The sequence below is a fragment of the Lysinibacillus sp. NPDC096418 genome (assembly GCF_044762775.1).
Classification (GTDB): domain Bacteria; phylum Bacillota; class Bacilli; order Bacillales_A; family Planococcaceae; genus Lysinibacillus.
Genome location: NZ_JBIWEY010000024.1, coordinates 26,995 through 44,474, shown reverse-complemented (window position 1 = coordinate 44,474; position 17,480 = coordinate 26,995). Strand labels below are relative to the sequence as shown.

The 17,480-nt window shown below is 39.2% G+C and carries 12 protein-coding genes, 1 riboswitch and 1 other annotated feature; of the genes, 3 read left to right on the top strand and 9 right to left on the bottom strand.

Features of this window, described 5'->3' with window-relative positions; translation table 11 throughout:
• Positions 1–4: 4 nt before the first annotated feature.
• From ACIQZG_RS16550 to ACIQZG_RS16530, 5 genes are all read right to left on the bottom strand, one after another.
• Entirely contained in the window at positions 5–472 is a 468-nt protein-coding gene (locus tag ACIQZG_RS16550; protein ID WP_402756584.1) for a GNAT family N-acetyltransferase, read from the bottom strand.
• A gap of 55 nt (positions 473–527) precedes the next feature.
• Positions 528–2,945: a leucine--tRNA ligase gene (gene leuS / locus ACIQZG_RS16545; protein WP_402756583.1), complete on the bottom strand. Its 2,418-nt coding sequence runs from the start codon at positions 2,943–2,945 to the stop codon at positions 528–530.
• Positions 2,946–3,034: 89 nt separating this feature from the next.
• Positions 3,035–3,246: a binding site (T-box leader), on the bottom strand.
• A gap of 59 nt (positions 3,247–3,305) precedes the next feature.
• Positions 3,306–5,051 carry a SulP family inorganic anion transporter gene (locus tag ACIQZG_RS16540; RefSeq protein ID WP_402756582.1) on the bottom strand — a complete coding sequence of 582 codons (1,746 nt, stop codon included), beginning with the start codon at positions 5,049–5,051 and terminating at the stop codon, positions 3,306–3,308.
• A gap of 142 nt (positions 5,052–5,193) precedes the next feature.
• On the bottom strand, positions 5,194–5,538 hold the full coding sequence (locus ACIQZG_RS16535) for an ArsR/SmtB family transcription factor (protein WP_402756581.1): 345 nt from the start codon (positions 5,536–5,538) through the stop codon (positions 5,194–5,196).
• A 217-nt stretch (positions 5,539–5,755) separates the two neighbouring features.
• Positions 5,756–6,943 (bottom strand): MDR family MFS transporter, encoded by a 1,188-nt coding sequence (locus ACIQZG_RS16530; RefSeq protein ID WP_402756580.1) that lies wholly within the window; start codon positions 6,941–6,943, stop codon positions 5,756–5,758.
• Positions 6,944–7,268: 325 nt separating this feature from the next.
• Between ACIQZG_RS16530 and mnmL the strand changes: the two genes are divergently transcribed.
• Together mnmL and mnmM are read left to right on the top strand one after the other, a co-directional pair.
• Positions 7,269–8,225 (top strand): tRNA modification radical SAM protein MnmL/YtqA, encoded by a 957-nt coding sequence (gene mnmL, locus ACIQZG_RS16525; protein WP_402756579.1) that lies wholly within the window; start codon positions 7,269–7,271, stop codon positions 8,223–8,225.
• The gene (gene mnmM / locus ACIQZG_RS16520; RefSeq protein ID WP_402756578.1) at positions 8,222–8,800 is read left to right on the top strand and encodes a tRNA 5-(aminomethyl)-2-thiouridylate-methyltransferase MnmM; all 579 of its coding nucleotides are present in this window, start codon (positions 8,222–8,224) and stop codon (positions 8,798–8,800) included. Before mnmL ends, mnmM begins: the two co-directional genes overlap by 4 nt.
• A 445-nt stretch (positions 8,801–9,245) precedes the next feature.
• On the opposite strand, the gene ACIQZG_RS16515 is transcribed toward mnmM, so the two are convergent.
• The 3 genes from ACIQZG_RS16515 to ACIQZG_RS16505 all read right to left on the bottom strand — a co-directional run bounded on the left by ACIQZG_RS16515 (position 9,246) and on the right by ACIQZG_RS16505 (position 14,788).
• Complete coding sequence (locus tag ACIQZG_RS16515; protein WP_402756577.1) at positions 9,246–11,327, bottom strand: serine hydrolase domain-containing protein; 2,082 nt, start codon at positions 11,325–11,327, stop codon at positions 9,246–9,248.
• 1,067 nt (positions 11,328–12,394) lie between these two features.
• Positions 12,395–13,855: an alanine/glycine:cation symporter family protein gene (locus tag ACIQZG_RS16510; protein ID WP_402756576.1), complete on the bottom strand. Its 1,461-nt coding sequence runs from the start codon at positions 13,853–13,855 to the stop codon at positions 12,395–12,397.
• A 126-nt stretch (positions 13,856–13,981) separates the two neighbouring features.
• Positions 13,982–14,788 (bottom strand): alpha/beta hydrolase, encoded by an 807-nt coding sequence (locus ACIQZG_RS16505; protein ID WP_402756575.1) that lies wholly within the window; start codon positions 14,786–14,788, stop codon positions 13,982–13,984.
• Positions 14,789–15,134: 346 nt separating this feature from the next.
• Here ACIQZG_RS16505 and ACIQZG_RS16500 point away from each other — a divergent pair, with 346 nt between their 5' ends.
• Complete coding sequence (locus ACIQZG_RS16500) at positions 15,135–15,647, top strand: gamma carbonic anhydrase (protein WP_402756574.1); 513 nt, start codon at positions 15,135–15,137, stop codon at positions 15,645–15,647.
• Between the two features lie 48 nt (positions 15,648–15,695).
• On the opposite strand, the gene metK is transcribed toward ACIQZG_RS16500, so the two are convergent.
• Complete coding sequence (gene metK / locus ACIQZG_RS16495; protein ID WP_402756573.1) at positions 15,696–16,892, bottom strand: methionine adenosyltransferase; 1,197 nt, start codon at positions 16,890–16,892, stop codon at positions 15,696–15,698.
• Positions 16,893–17,184: 292 nt separating this feature from the next.
• Positions 17,185–17,303, bottom strand: a riboswitch (SAM riboswitch).
• Positions 17,304–17,480: the final 177 nt, after the last annotated feature.

The window sequence follows — 17,480 nt, the reverse complement described above, 5'->3', positions numbered from 1 at the left end:
CTTTCTATTTTACCTTTAACTCTAGCATCATACAGTATCGATTTTCACCGAAACCAAATTCATCTGATCTAGTTTCCTTTATCACAAACCCACAGCGCTCATACAAAACGATAGCTGCCTGGTTCTCAACATTCACTGTAAGCGTTACGTTTGAAAAGCCGTCCTTACGTAGTAACGCTATTACCTCTTGTAAAAACTGTCTTCCTGTTCCCTTGCCCTGCCAGTCAGAACGTACATAATAGCCAAAAATATACGCCGTTTCAGGGTTTTCATAGCTACGCATGATTTCTGCTACTGCAATTGGGCGTACATCCCCCTCAGCTCTATACCAAATCATTTTGCCGTAGCGAGCGATTGGCACTAGGGTTTGCTCATCAACAGCGCCTATACTAGAAAATGCATCTTGTTCTAGCTCAATCATCATCTTTTGTTCTGCTGGCGTTAACTTTTTCGGAACCTCAATATAATACATACTTATCCTCCTATAAAAAAACCGGGAAAGCAGTGCTCTCCCGGCTGAACAATTATTATTTTACAACGATGTTTACAAGTTTACCTGGAATAACAATAACTTTTACAAGTTCCTTGCCAGCCATATGCTCTTGTACTTTTTCGTCAGCTAATGCTACTTTTTCTAATTCTTCCTTAGAAGCATCTTTAGAAACTGTTACTTTTGCACGTACTTTACCTGCTACTTGTACAGCTACCTCTACTTCATCATCTACTAATTTTGACTCATCGTAAGTTGGCCATTCTTGGTAAGAAATTGTCCCTTCATGACCCAGTAGTTGCCATAGCTCTTCAGCCACGTGTGGTGCAATTGGCGCAAGCATTTTCACAAAGCCTTCCGCGTATGCTGTTGGAATAACATCTGCTTTGTAGCAATCATTAATGAATACCATCATTTGTGAAATAGCTGTATTGAAGCGAATGCCTTCGTAGTCTTCTGTCACTTTTTTCACAGTTTGGTGATATGATTTTTCTAATGTTTTATCATCAGAAGATTGGACTTTTGCTGCGATTGTCCCTTCTTCTTCGTTGACAAATAAACGCCAAATACGATCTAAGAAACGACGAGCACCATCTAAGCCATTTGTAGACCATGCAACTGAAGCTTCTAGCGGACCCATGAACATTTCATATAGACGAAGTGTATCAGCGCCGTGTGAAGCAACGATTTCATCAGGATTTACTACGTTACCTTTTGATTTAGACATTTTTTCATTACCCTCACCAAGAATCATCCCTTGGTTGAATAATTTTTGGAATGGCTCTTTCGTGTGAACCACACCTAAATCGTACAATACTTTATGCCAGAAGCGTGCGTATAGTAAGTGAAGTACCGCATGTTCTGCCCCACCAATATAAATATCAACTGGTAACCAGCGTTTTAGTAATTCTGGATCAGCAATAGCTTCCGTATTTGTTGGATCAATATAGCGTAGGAAGTACCAGCTAGAACCAGCCCATTGTGGCATTGTATTCGTTTCGCGACGACCTTTCATGCCTGTTTCTGGATCTACAACATTTACCCATTCAGTAATGTTCGCAAGTGGTGATTCACCTGTACCAGATGGTCGAATGTTATCTGTTTTAGGAAGCATTAATGGTAATTCAGTTTCTGGAACTGGCGTGATTGTGCCATCTTCCCAATGAATCATTGGAATTGGTTCACCCCAGTAACGTTGACGAGAGAATAACCAGTCACGTAAACGATAAGAAATTTTCTTCTCGCCGACACCTTTTTCTTCTAACCATGCGATTGCTTTTGCAATTGCCTCATCTTTACCAAGTCCATCAAGGAAACCAGAATTGATGTGCTTGCCATCGCCAGTAAATGCTTCGTTTTCGATATCTCCGCCTTCAAGCACAGCTTTGATCTCTAGGCCGAATTCTTTGGCAAATTCATAGTCACGCTCGTCATGAGCAGGTACCGCCATAATCGCACCTGTACCATAAGTAGCAAGTACATAATCTGCAATCCAGATTGGCATTTTTTCGCCATTTACAGGGTTTACTGCATAAGCCCCCGTGAAGACACCTGTTTTTTCTTTCGCTAAATCTGTACGCTCAAGATCAGATTTAAGTTTTACTTTATCTAAGTACGCTTCAACCGCTTCTTTTTGATCAGCAGTTGTAATTTGAGCTACTAATTTATGTTCTGGCGCAAGTACCGCATAAGTCGCACCAAATAATGTATCTGGACGCGTTGTGAATACTGTGAAGTTTTTATCAGTACCTTCAATATCAAATGTTACTTCAGCACCTTCAGAACGTCCAATCCAGTTGCGTTGCATATCTTTAATAGACTCTGGCCAATCAACTTCCTCTAGGTCGTCGATTAAACGATCTGCATAAGCAGTAATCTTAAGCATCCATTGTTTCATCGGACGGCGTTCAACTGGGTGACCACCACGCTCAGATTTACCGTCAATTATTTCTTCATTAGCAAGTACTGTACCAAGTGCAGGGCACCAGTTTACAGCCACTTCATCCACGTATGCTAAACCTTTGTTATAAAGTTGGATGAAGATCCACTGTGTCCATTTATAATATTCTGGGTCTGTCGTATTAATTTCACGATCCCAGTCATATGAAAAGCCTAGTTCTTGAATTTGACGTTTGAACGTTGCAATATTTTTCGCAGTGAATTCCGCTGGGTCATTTCCTGTATCAAGTGCATATTGCTCTGCAGGTAAACCAAATGCATCCCACCCCATCGGATGAAGAACATTATAGCCTTGCATACGTTTGAAGCGTGAAAGAATATCCGTCGCAGTATATCCTTCTGGGTGTCCTACATGAAGACCAGCACCCGATGGATACGGGAACATATCTAATGCATAAAATTTCGGTTTGTCTGTTTCATTTTCAGTTTTGAATGTCTTATTGTCAGCCCAGACCTGCTGCCATTTTTTTTCGATTTGTTGATGATTGAAACTCAAAATATTTCCTCCTTTATATGTGCGATGTTGCTCACCTTTAGAATTGACAAAATATTTAAAAAATAAAAAAACTCGCCCCTTTTTTGTATAAAAGGGACGAGAGAATACGCATCTCCCGCGGTACCACCCAAATTAGTGATCACACTCGGCTCAATTTTCCTTAACGCGGAAATAAACGACAAACTTAATTTACGTTTGCTGACTCAGTAGGCGAGTTCGATTTGTTCTCTTACTAGCTTCCACCAACCGCTAGCTCTCTAAAAAGAAAGGCAAATCTACTATTCCTCATCATTGTCATTACATGTATTGCATTTATTCTAATAGATAGTTTCAAAAAGCACAAGTACAAAAAGAAATCCGCTATTTACACACGATCTTATTCATTTTTTCTTCCTGCACAGACAGCGTTGTACATTCTCTGAAAGCGAAGTGTTTGCAGCCTAAACATTTATTAGTATTTAAATATGTTAATGCAGCGTCTATGGCTTCACCTGTTTGGCTATAGAAATTCTCAACACCAATTTCAGCTACTAAGCCACTTTGTTCGATCATTACTTTTAACTCAGGCTGTACACCTGTGACTAACACTGTGCCGCCGCGCTTTTTAAAATTTTGTACAATATTACTAAAGTAAGATTCCCCTGTCGAATCCATAAAAGGTACTTTCCCCATACGTAAAATTAATACTCTAGGGTGATAATGTATTGAATCTAATATCGATTGCTCAAATGTTTGAGCAGCACCAAAAAATAGTGGCCCTTCTATTGTATAAATACTAATTTGCGGGCAATCATGCGTTTGATTGACAACATGAGGAAGTACTTTACCACTTTTTTTCGTATGGTCTGGAAGTACCTTTGACACAACAAGCATTTCACTCATACGTTTAGCAAAAAGAATAACCGCTAATACTAGTCCTACTTCCACAGCCAAAGTCAGACTTGTAAAAACAGTAAGTAAGAAAGTAACCACTAAAACCAGTGAATCTCCTGATTTCATTTTTAAAATATGTGCGAAATGCTTTTGTTCACTCATATTCCATGCAACAACCATTAATACCGGTGCCATACTTGCCAATGGAATATGTGATGCATAAGGCGCTAACAATAGCACTGTTATTAATACAAAGATACCATGGATAATACCTGACATAGGTGATGTTGCACCAGTCTTAATATTTGTCGCTGTACGAGCAATCGCCCCAGTTGCAGGAATTCCGCCAAATAAAGGCGTAACAATATTAGCAATTCCTTGTCCAACAAGCTCTCGATTACTGTTGTGCTTACTGTTTGTCATTCCATCTGCCACAACTGCGGATAAAAGGGATTCAATCCCCCCTAGCATTGCAATGACAAATGCTGGCCCAATTAATTGCTGAATACGTTCAAACGTAATTTCAGGTATTGAAAATTGTGGCAATGTATTTGGAATACTGCCATATGCCGTGGCTATTGTCGCTACTTGCCCAGAGAAAAATACGGTTGCAACTATCGTAGAAACAACGATCCCTGCTAAAGCTCCTGGTACTTTAGGCAATACTTTTGGCGTTAATAGGATGATTACTAAACTTAGAAGTGCTATTAAAATACTGTAAAAATTAGTAGTACCAATCTGTTTAGCTAACTCTTTAATGTTTGCAATGAAATATTCATGTTGTTCAATATTCGTCAAACCAAGGAAATTCGCAATTTGCCCCGTAAAAATGATAACCGCAATACCAGCAGTAAAGCCTACTGTGACAGGACGAGGGATAAATTTAATAAGTGACCCTAATTTAAAAATCCCCATTAAACATAGTAGAATCCCCGCCATGAGCCCTGCGATTAGCAGACTTTCATAGCCGTATGTCAGTACAATACCTAACAGCACAGGGACAAATGCACCTGTTGGTCCGCCTATTTGATATTTGGAACCACCGAGTAACGAAATAAGGATACCAGCAATACATGCGGTATATATGCCATACTCTGGTTTCACTCCCGAAGCAATCGCAAATGACATGGCAAGTGGAATTGCCACAATGCCGACGATGGTTCCAGACAATAAATCCTTTTTAAAATGACCAACTGAATACCCCCGAAAACGTCCCGTAAACAGTGATTTCATAATAATTCTTCCTTTCGAAATTTAATTTCCAATCGAATCTAGTACAGTTATAGTAATTCCTATACAGATTTTAAGGTCCTTCTTAAAGAGGGAATAAATTGAATCATAATACGATTCTATCTATCAGTAAGTTCGATCATCATTACATCTCATCTTCCCTTTCACTAATGGTCATTTCTTCTAATATTGAAATCGTATTAATTAAATGATTGTTAAAAATCCTTTTCGCTACATCAAGCAATTCTATAATCATCGGATCACGTAAAGAATAATAAACGCGCTTTCCATCTTTCGTACCATACACAATATTTTTTGCGCGTAATACACTCAATTGCTGTGAAACTGCAGAACCTTCTATCTCCAGGCAATTTTGAATTTCATTTACACTTTTTTCACCATCTACTAACAATTCAAGGATTCTTATTCGTAACGGATGTGCCAATGCTTTAAAAAAATCCGCCTTGAAACTTTGTAATCCTTCTTCCATACTAATCCCCCACTTCTAATTCATTACTTTTGTTTTCTCATTTTCTGCCGGAAAAAAGCATAATTGTTACTCTTATATATTCAAATATTTGAATATGTATGATTGTAAGTGGAAAGGGAGAAGATTTCAAGAGAATTTATAATAAAAGGAGAAATAAAGCTGCTTAAGCAACCTTATTTCTCCTTTTATGTAACTTTTTTCATTTCGCAAACTTTTCTTACTCTAGTACTGTAGTACTCTTACTTCTTTTAACAAGAGGACGATCGTATACAAGACACGGAATAACCGCAATAACTACAATGATAACTAAAATCGACATGAGCGCCATCATACCAAACTGATCGACCATAATACCACCAAATAATGGTCCAATCATCCGACCAACTGTTGTTGCACTATTAAGGATCCCTTGATAAAAGCCTTGACGACCTTTTGGCGCAAGCTGATTTGCAATGGTCGGTAACGCAGGTGTGTAGAACATTTCACCAAACGTTAGGACGACCATCGCAGCTGCAAACATTTTAAAATCACTTGCAAATGCTACAATACCAAATGAAATTGCAATTATTACAACACCGAATACTAATTGGCGTTTTAAATTATTTTCCCAACGTTTCACGAGTGGTGCAATTAATGGTTGTGCCGCTACAATGAGTAATCCATTAATTGTCCAAAGTAGACTATACTGTTTTAAGCTCAAGCCTAGGTCTTGCGTATAAGAAGAAATCGTCGCACTCCATTGTGAATAGGCAATCCAGCATAGAACAGATGATGAACTAATGATTAATAATGCATACAATGAAGCCTTATTTGTAATTCGTTTCCGTTCACTGACCACATTTTTAGGTACTACACTATCTGTTTCAAAACGTTTAAATGTAAGTAATGCAATAAAGAAGAACAATACATACATCCATAGATTCACCTCAAACACATTATCGAAACCTTTTTCAGCGACAATACCAGCCAACGCCGGACCTACAGCAACACCTACGTTTTGGGCTAAATAAATGGCATTAAATGCTTTCCGGCCACCTTCAGGCCATGCAGTACCTGCCAGTGCAAACATGCTTGGAAAGACTATTCCCCCACTAAAACCGAGCAATGTTAATAACCACACATAATGCGGCCACTCGTGCCATTGTGTTAGTCCAATTAAAGATACTACTGTAAGAAAAATACCAAGCATAATCGCTTTATAACCACCAATTTTATCGAATAAAAATCCACCTAGTAAATTACCTAAAACCCCCGCTGCTGAATTTAACATTAAAACAAAGCCAGCCATTGCAAGCGTTTTTCCTAAGTAGTCATGCATATAGATGGCATTCAAAGGCCATAAAAAGGAGTTGCCCGTCGTATTTACGAGCATCCCTATAATTAAAAACCAAACACTTTTTGGCATTTTCAGACCTCCATTGTTTCGACGCTCTAAATAGTTAGTTTATTCCGAATTCCGAAAATAGACAAGAAAATAATTTCACCAATCTTTTATAGTCCTTTAAATAGTTACTACTATTTCCACACGGCTAGATAGCACTTATATGGGGCGTAGATAAGGTTGTGGTTTACGATGTGACTACAAAAAGCGAGTGCCATAGGGGAAGGCTCTTTTACTTTAATAGAATGGAAATAACTGTTTCAAAATGTACTCATTGTTAGTAGTAATTATTATCCCATGACGGAACGCACCACGCATGATAAAATATACCGTTAGAGGAGTGAAACACATGACAGAAACAAACTTTCCTTTTCCTTCTGAAGGGAAAAGATATTATACATGGAATCGCTATTTACGCGATCAGTTCGGCCATAAAGTATTTAAAGTAGCACTTGATGCAGGCTTTGACTGCCCGAATCGTGACGGCACAGTCGCCTTCGGGGGCTGTACGTTTTGTAGTGCTGCTGGTTCAGGGGATTTCGCAGGGAATAAAGTTGACCCGATCGACGTCCAATTTGCTGAAATCCGCGATAAAATGCATCAAAAATGGAAAGATGGTAAGTATATGGCGTACTTCCAAGCCTATACCAATACTCACGCCCCACTTCCTGTCCTTAAAGAAAAATTCGAAGCAGCATTAGCACAAGAAGGTGTGGTCGGTTTATCGATTGCCACACGCCCAGACTGCCTACCAGATGATGTGGTGGAATACTTAGCAGAGTTGAACGAACGCACATATTTATGGGTAGAGCTTGGCTTACAAACTGTACACGAAAAAACAGCTAACTTAATAAACCGTGCACATGACTATGCAACGTATGTAGAAGGTGTGGAAAAACTGCGTAAACACGGGATTCGTGTATGTTCACACATTATTAATGGGCTTCCTCTTGAGGATTATGACATGATGATGGAAACAGCTCGCGAAGTAGCAAAACTAGATGTTCAAGGCATTAAAATTCACTTACTTCATCTATTAAAAGGTACGCCTATGGTGAAGCAATACGAAAAGGGCATGCTTGAATTTTTAGACCAAGACGTCTATACGAAATTAGTAGCTGATCAATTAGAAATTTTACCTCCAGAGATGGTTATTCACCGTATAACTGGTGACGGGCCAATCGACTTAATGATCGGACCAATGTGGAGTGTCAACAAGTGGGAAGTTTTAAATGGCATTGATGCTGAACTTGAAAAACGAGGCAGCTGGCAAGGGAAACTTTACAATGCTGAGGTACCAAAATGAAACTACAACGAGTTTTACAGTATGCGCAGCAACTTCTAAAAGACTCAGTAGAAGAAGGCGATACAGTCGTTGATGCGACAGCTGGTAACGGTCATGATACATTATTTCTCGCACAGCTTGTTGGAGATAATGGACAAGTATACGCATTTGATGTACAAAAATCAGCAGTCGATGCTACCTTACATCGCCTACTAGATAATGGGTTAGAGCACCGTGCACTTGTCCTCCATACGGGGCATGAACAAGTTGCCAAACATGTACAAAAGCCAGTCGCCGCCGCTATTTTCAATCTTGGCTACTTACCTGGTAGTGATCACGATATTATTACAAAGCCAAACACAACAATACAGGCCATTCAAGCATTGCTCGACCTATTAAAAGTAGGTGGCATCATTGTACTCGTCATTTATCACGGACATGAAGGTGGAAAAGAAGAGCGCGATGCTGTCATCGACTATGTCTCTACATTGCCTCAAAAATTCGTACATGTATTGCGCTATGAATTTTTAAATCAACAAAATGACCCTCCCTTTATCATCGCATTAGAGAAAGTAAAAGGCTTCCCTACTAATTAGAAGACAGAAAAGGGTTTGCGTACTATGCTTTATGTGATTACTTTAATAACAGTGAATCCAGGTCTTTTTAAATAAAAAAAGTAAAGGGCGGTGCTTTTCCGCCGTTTACTTTTTCCTTTTTCACTTTATTAAGAAGAAAACTGGCATAACTGGACTATCTTTCATATAGATATTTGCTCCAAGAGCTAATGAATCTATTGTTACCCCTTCTTCAAGCAAATAATGAATTACTTTTTGATCGCCTAGATATAATCCACGATAGGTATAATACTTATTTCCATTTAAGTGAAATTGAAGTTTAATAATCCAACAACTAAACTAATTTTTGGGAACCAAATCATATACCATGATTATTTAGTGGGAATAATCCGTAAATACAAACAAAACCAGCAAAACACCTTTTCGGTGTCGTACTGGTTTTATTGAAGTTCATCTTAAATTGTAGTTAGTTCAACTTGACTGCAAATTCCGAGTTCGGCGCGCCAGCAAATACAACCGTTCCGTTCTTTGGCAGTTTTACTTTGTTATTGCCGCTCACAACGGTAAAATTGATACATACACCCTTCTCATCATACACCGCGAACGAACTCTTCGATGGCAACGCTACGGTCATCGTTTTCCCTGTTACCGCTTGCGGGATTGTAAACCATCTCGCATGACCATTTGCTTGTAGCGTAACTTTAGATGCTGGGCTTGCATCAAGCGGTTTTACGTTGGTTCCACTTACGTATAAAAATCCGGACATCTCCATATATTCATTTCCGCCTTCTGTATAGAAACGAGATTCCGTCGTATCACGGCCTGTCAACCCGGGGATCTGGAGCTGATGCGCAGCCGTGTTTGGGCCTGTAATTTTTCTGCCGTTCCAATAGCCCTCTAGACCATCATTGCGATTAATTTGTGTTGTAAGCAACACTGGTACGAGATATTGAGCAGAACTATATTTCTCGTTTACAAGATAGAACTTGACGCCTTCCCGCTTTGCCCAAGCGGCAGTGGTTTCTTTCGATAGCACGTTGTCTTCTAGTTTCTCTGCTCCATAGTGATTCATCGCTACTTGCCCTAAGCCAGGCATCGATATAAATGTGCTCTCCCTCAAATATGTTCGTCTATTCTTCTCTGTGACGAAGTTGAGCTTGGAGGTACCTGTCTCATTAATAAAGCTTCCATTCGCAGTATATACATATTTTTCTTCTGGATTAGATGATAAGAACAGTTCTCCATTCTTCGTAATTTCTATTTTGAAATGACTTGAACTATTACCGTAAAAACCCGCTTTCTTCGCTACGTCTTGAGGCATCTTGGCCTTGACCGGCTTGTCAAAGGATCTGTTCGGCTTAATGTCCTTAATTGTGCCCTTCTCTTTGAGCGCGGCAAGTAGCAATTCAGTTGCCAGCAATTGATTTGTAGAGCTGCTGCCGCCAGATGACAAGACAGCCACTGCCATCTTCTGTTCCGGTAGCACGACCAGTGAAGCATGTTGTAAAAACGTATCTCCGCCCTTAACCAAGCCCTTTATTCCATATTCACTGAATGGATATAGTTTCACACTATCCCAGCCAAGACCATAGTTGAAAATATTATCTCCATCCCCCGGCCACATTCCTTTTTTATATTCCTCCTGCTCCATCGCTTTGACTGCCTTATCGGAGAGGATCCCTTTTCCCTGTCCCATAAATAATTGTGAGAATCGCACCATATCTTCTGCTGTGGAAGAGATCCCTCCCGTCCCGATAATATTCACCGATTCAGCGGGAAGCTGTCCTTGGTACATCGGAAAATAAAGTCCAGCCCGCTTATCATCTTCCCATTTGTCCTGCGGCGTTTTCGTATGATTTAACTTTAAAGGTTCTGTAAACTGTTGATGTATAAATTCGGTAAAGCTCATACCGCTGACTCTTTCCACCATAATCTCGGCTAACGTAAAGCCGTCATTGCAATATACCGAGAACGCACCAGGATCCGCCTTCAAGCTTTGATTGGACAATTGCTGCAACAAGGTATCATGGGCATATGTATCATTATCTTTAAATAAAAATGAATTACCATACATAGTACCTTGCAAGCCTGATGAGTGATTCAACAGCATACGTGGCGTAATGCGTTTATAACGCTCGTCTTTCATCTTGAAATCAGGAACATAGTCGACGACAGGAGCATCCAAATCAACTTTTCCTTCGTCAACCAATTTCATCACAGCCGCCGCTGCATACATTTTACTGACTGAACCAATCCCGTATAGGGTATCTTTGGTCAGCGGCTGTTTCCCTTTCATATCGTTCTTGCCTGTCTGATCCGACAAAACAAGTTTGCCATTATCAATTAGCGCATACTGCACGCTAGTCGTTGCATACGACTCCGTGAGTAGCGCAGCCTTCTCTGCCGCAATCTTCTTCAGTTCTTGGCTAGCTACTTCTTGGCTAGCTACAACCGTAGTCTGACTTCCAGAAAACGCCATCGCCCCTGTTGGTAAGCTCATCGTTAACGCTAATGTAGCGGCTAACACCCCAGATAGTTTATTTTTCATAAAAGAATTGCCTCCTTAGATAAGTGATCGATTTCATTGCTCTTATTTCGAACAAAAGTATCTCCTTGTTCAGCAGTATAAATAAAAAACATCACCTCCAAATTGCATTTTTTTCACAGCTAAAACACATCTGTTATATAAAAAGTATCACAGATGTATCCATAAAGTCAAATTTTTCTAAATATATATATTTATGCTCGTTGCACTTCATATTTGGATTTTCATCCTAAGTTTGGCTTTAAACCGATGAAGGATTTCGCAGCAAACAGAATACCTGTATCTCCAGTATAAAGTGGTATAGGTTAATTACTTGTATAATATTGGATAGACGTTCAAGTAGATTCCGATGTTAGTCAGAGTGGAAGATTTTTACTTATGAAACGAGGGGAAGGAAAAAATCGAATCGCTCATAATATCTGATGTTTTGAACTAACAGCGGTCCTTCAAAATCAAGTTGGAGTTTCTAATGTGATTTGAAATAGGAGGCATAAAAAGATACTCGTTAGCGATAGGAGGGTACTGAAAAGCTCTAAACTAAGATTATTTTTATAGTATTTTTGCATGGGCATTATTTTACTATGCAAGGATTTTACGCGGCAGCGAATGTCTTCCGCGCGAAAGCAAAGCAACAGAGGCGTGAGAATCCAGCAGGAACATTATTTACAACGAAAGCGTAAGTGAAACGTAGCGACAGGAGCGCGCACGAGACGTAAGACGCAACAAGCCACGCGTAACGAGGGTTGCGGCCTACTCTGTGCCTGAGGAAAGCGAATGCTAGAGAGCATAATCCTTTAGGTCATATTTTTATTAGAGAATCTATTTTTAAATAACTTTTTCTGTAGCCTCTAGCGATAGATGCAGCATTTTTCGCCATTATTTTTGTCCACATTATTAGAGGGACTTGTCGATTTTCCTAAATAAGCAACGAATACTATTTATCCTTCTAAGGCTATTAACAAAATATAAGAGGCTGGGACAAAAACCTCTTCTGAATAGAAAAAAGTGAAATTGAGCACACTCAATTTCACTTTTTTCATTATTTGAGGCTTGTCCCAGCCCCTTTTTTACTATTTATTTTTCCGTTTTTCATTGTAGTCAATCCAGAAGTCTGCATCTTTAATGCCTAGTTTACGAGGATCGAAGACAGGGTCTTTCCCCTCTTTTTTCTGATGCTCATAATCTTTTAAGGCGAGCATGGCTGGCTTTATCAAGAACAACATACCAAGAATATTAACCCAAACCATCAGACCAAGACCTACGTCACCGAATGCCCAAGCAAGGTCAGATGTACGCACTGTCCCATAGTATGTTGCGGCGATTACAATAATTTTCACAACCCAAATGGCTAATTTCTCATTACTACCCCTAAATAAATATGACGCATTCGTTTCTGCTATATAGTAATATGACATAATAGTTGTAAAAGCAAAGAAGAATAATGCGATTGCAACGAAAGCTGAACCAAAATTATTTAATGATGGGAATGCTGCGTTTACAGCACCTTGTGTGAAGTCAGAGTACGTCATATTTGGTACGTTCTCTTCAATAAGCGCCCCTGTTGAGCTTCCCTCTTGCACATTGTATGTACCCATAAATAGAATCATTAACGCTGTTGCTGAGCATACGAATAATGTATCAATATAAACAGAGAATGATTGTACTAATCCTTGTTTGGCAGGATGAGACACTTCTGCTGCTGCTGCTGGGTGAGCACCATTACCTTGTCCTGCTTCATTTGAGTAAATCGCTCGTTTTACACCCCAAGCAATAGCAGAACCAATTAAACCTCCAAATACCGCATCAGCACCAAATGCACTTCGGATGATCATACTAAACACTGCAGGAACATCTGAAATATTCATAAAAATCACGACTACAGCTAACAAAATATACGCAATTGCCATGAATGGTACTAATAATGTCGCGGCACTCGCAATACGTTTAACACCACCAATGATAATGAATGCTAGTAACAATACGATCGCTACGCCTGTTACTCTCGTTTCAATTCCAAATGCATTTTCAACAGCAGATGAGATTGCGTTGGATTGAACCCCTGGCATTAAAATACCCGTTGCTAAAAGTGCAGCAACGGCAAACATCATACCAAACCATTTTTTTCCTGTACCTTTTTCAATATAGTAAGCTGGCCCACCTCGGTATACACCGCCACGTTTTTCTTTGTAGATTTGTGCTAATGTCGACTCTACAAAAGCTGTCGAAGCACCTATAAAAGCCGTCACCCACATCCAAAAAATTGCACCAGGTCCACCAAACGCAATAGCAGATGCCGTACCAACAATATTTCCGGTACCTACACGACCTGCTAAAGCCATTGATAACGCTTCAAATGAAGATACCCCTTCTTCAGATTTCTCGCCTTTTATCATTAGAACAATACTATCTTTTACAAGTCTGACTTGTACAAACCTCGTCATAACTGTAAATAATACACCGACAATTAGAATTCCGTAAACTAACCACGGCCCCCATAAAATATCATTTAATACCTTTACAAAACTCTCCATCTTACCCCTCCCTATACATATTTTTTGATTAAGAGATTATCGTATTACTTTTTTCAGAAAATTTCAATATCATTTTCAGATTAAAACTATCTTGAAAAATGATTGCTAAATAGGGAGGGGGATGAATTATTTAATAATATAGCCTACCGATCGAAGTACATTATTCATAAAATCTCTCATATAAATAAAAATTTCTTCACGCTCTACCTCGTGAAATAAATTATGATAACTCTTTGGCCATTCCTTATATTGAATTTCCGTTATATCCTGCTGAAAAAGCCAGTGACGAGCCATTCTTACATCAGTAATAACATCTCTTTCGCCAGTCATTACAAGCATAGGCTTATTTGGGAATTCACCCTTTTGTAAAATGATTAAATTTTTTATCAACATTTGAAGTTCTCGATACCATTTAACGGAAACAACTGTCATAAAGGGAAATTCATCTTTCATTTCTTCTATACCTTCAACACTACGCGTTAATTTACCCAAATCAATTTCATGGGTCATCTTTACATTTGCAGTTAGTGCGCTAATAGTCGTTAATGCATTTGATAATTTACCGGGTTGTAATTTTAATTGCAACCAAGGTGAACTTAAAATAATTCCTGCACACTCATACTTTTTTTTGTGCATCATACGTAGTGCTAGTGTTGCACCTAATCCATGCCCAATTATAAAAACAGGTAACTCATACGAAAAAGCATTCTCAATAAGCTGTCTTGTATATTTATAATATTCTTTAAAATCCTCATCATGTGCACGTGAAAACTGCGCTTTTGTCCCGTGATTTGGTAAATCCCCCATTACTACGTGGAAGCCTTCTATTCTAAGTTTTTCTATAAGCCACGCATACCAGCGGTGATTTTCATAAGCACCATGAAGAATGGCAACTACTGCCTTGGCTTGTCCATCAGCTTCCCATTTCCACATTTAATTTACTCCTCCTGAAACTTAATTACACAATTATTATAACGAATATCATGATTTTTAACATTATTCGAGGATTTACCTAAATAATCCTCAAATACTACCAAAATTACCCTTACATTCGTGTATCTATCTAACACAAATAAATAGATGCAGCATGTCCCAGCTACACTTTTATTGTAAATCAATCTATCGCATTAACGTAATGAAAAACCTGTATCCAATATTTTTTTATTAATCAAAGCATCAGATACTCTTCCACTTTGGCATATTCGATTTTCACCTTTCCAATAACTTGCGTATTTGATACGATAATATCACATCACGTAAAAGAAAAGAGGCCCTTAATATGATCTATCCTTTTAAAGATAAAAACCCCCATATTCATCCATCGGTCTTTATCGCAGACTATGCGACAGTAACGGGCGACGTCACAATTGGAGCCGAAACAACAATTTGGTTTAATACAGTTATTCGAGGAGATGTATCTCCTACTATTATCGGTAAACGAGTGAGTATTCAAGACCTATGTTGCTTACATCAAAGCCCTAAATATCCACTCATTATAGAGGATGAAGTAACAGTTGGTCATCAAGTAACCCTACATAGTTGTACGATTCGTCAAAATGCATTGATTGGCATGGGTTCCATTATTTTAGACGGGGCTGAAATTGGCGAAGGTGCTTTTATCGGTGCAGGTAGTCTCGTACCTCCGGGAAAAGTAATTCCTCCTAATAGCTTGGCTCTAGGACGCCCAGCAAAAGTCGTACGTGAATTAAATGCCGAAGATAAAGAAGATATGGAGCGCATTGTTCGTGAATACGCTGAAAAAGGACAATACTATAAATCACTGCAAAAATAGATTAAAGGGGAACTAAGATAATTTCTTTTCTTAGTTCCCCTTTATTCATTACAGACCAGCTTTAGCTCTTAATGCGTCAGCTTTGTCCGTTTTTTCCCATGGTACATCTAAGTCAATACGACCGAAATGACCATATGCTGCTGTTTGTTTGTAAATTGGACGACGTAGATCAAGCATTTTAATAATACCTGCTGGGCGTAAGTCGAAGTATTCGCGAATCCATTCTACGATTTGGCTTTCATTTACTTTTCCTGTACCGAATGTATCAACAGCGATTGACACAGGCTGTGCTACACCGATTGCATAAGCAAGTTGTACTTCTGCACGTTCCGCAAGACCCGCTGCTACGATATTTTTCGCCACGTAACGTGCTGCATACGCTGCTGAACGGTCAACCTTTGTCGCGTCCTTACCAGAGAATGCACCACCACCATGACGTGCATAACCACCATAAGTATCTACGATGATTTTACGCCCTGTCAGACCTGCATCACCTTTAGGTCCTCCGATTACAAAACGACCAGTTGGATTGATGAAGTATTTTGTATTCGCATCAAGTAATTCACCTGGTACAACAGGTCCAATTACTACCGCTTTTAAATCTGCCTGAATTTGTTCAAGCGTCACTTCTTCATCATGTTGTGTTGAAATAACAATTGTATCCACACGTACTGGTTGGTTATTTTCATCGTATTCAATTGTTACTTGTGTTTTACCATCCGGACGTAAGTATGCTAATTCGCCAGATTTACGTACTTCTGTAAGACGGCGAGCTAATTTATGTGCTAAGCTGATTGGTAGTGGCATAAGCTCAGGCGTTTCGTTACATGCATAACCAAACATTAATCCCTGATCTCCTGCACCAATCGCTTCGATGTCTTCTTCTGTCATTGTTCCTTCGCGTGCTTCTAATGCTTGGTCAACACCTTGTGCAATATCTGCAGATTGCTCACCGATTGCCACTAGTACTGCTAGGTTTTCAGCATCAAAGCCATACTTCCCACGAGTGTAGCCAATCTCTGCTACAGTATCGCGTACGATTCCTTTAATATCTACATACGTAGAAGTAGTGATTTCTCCTGCTACTAATACTAAACCTGTTGTTACAGTAGTTTCACACGCTACACGTGCATTTGGATCTGCTTCTAAAATTGCATCTAAAATTGCATCCGAAATTTGGTCGCAAATTTTATCTGGATGTCCTTCCGTTACACTCTCTGATGTAAACAATCGACGGTTTGTCATTTGGTTTCCTCCTATTACTCTTGCGAATAGTGCTCGCGAAATTAATACGGTACTCATTACCCATGTCAAGTTCGCTCCTAAAGGATTGAACTTCAAGCCGTTGTTGCTGACGTTTCACTTTCGCACAAAAAGGCAGCTGCTGCTTTTAACACGAGGATTTCGAAAGGCTTATCCTTACTTATAATAAGGAAGAAAATAAATATCGTTACTACGGTAGTTATTTTTACAAACAAAAAAATCCTCAACTCACGCTTTTACATGAGGAAAGGATTTGACATTTCGTAACCTTTCACTCTTATCGTTCAAGGGAAATTCCCCTGCATCAGGTTGGCACCAGCGCATACCGTGAAATTGGTTATGCAGGTTGCCGGGTTTCATAGGGCCTGACCCTCCACCAGCTCGGGATAAGAGTATCCGTTCAATTCCACATGTTACTTAAAACAGCCGCTTATGTCAAATATTTTATGACGTTTATGCTAATTGTAAGAAATTCGCAAAAATAAATTTTCGAATTAGTATAGATTATTTAGGCAATTGTGTTATACTATTTTTGAAAATAAGAAAATCTCCCTGACTCAGGGAATACTA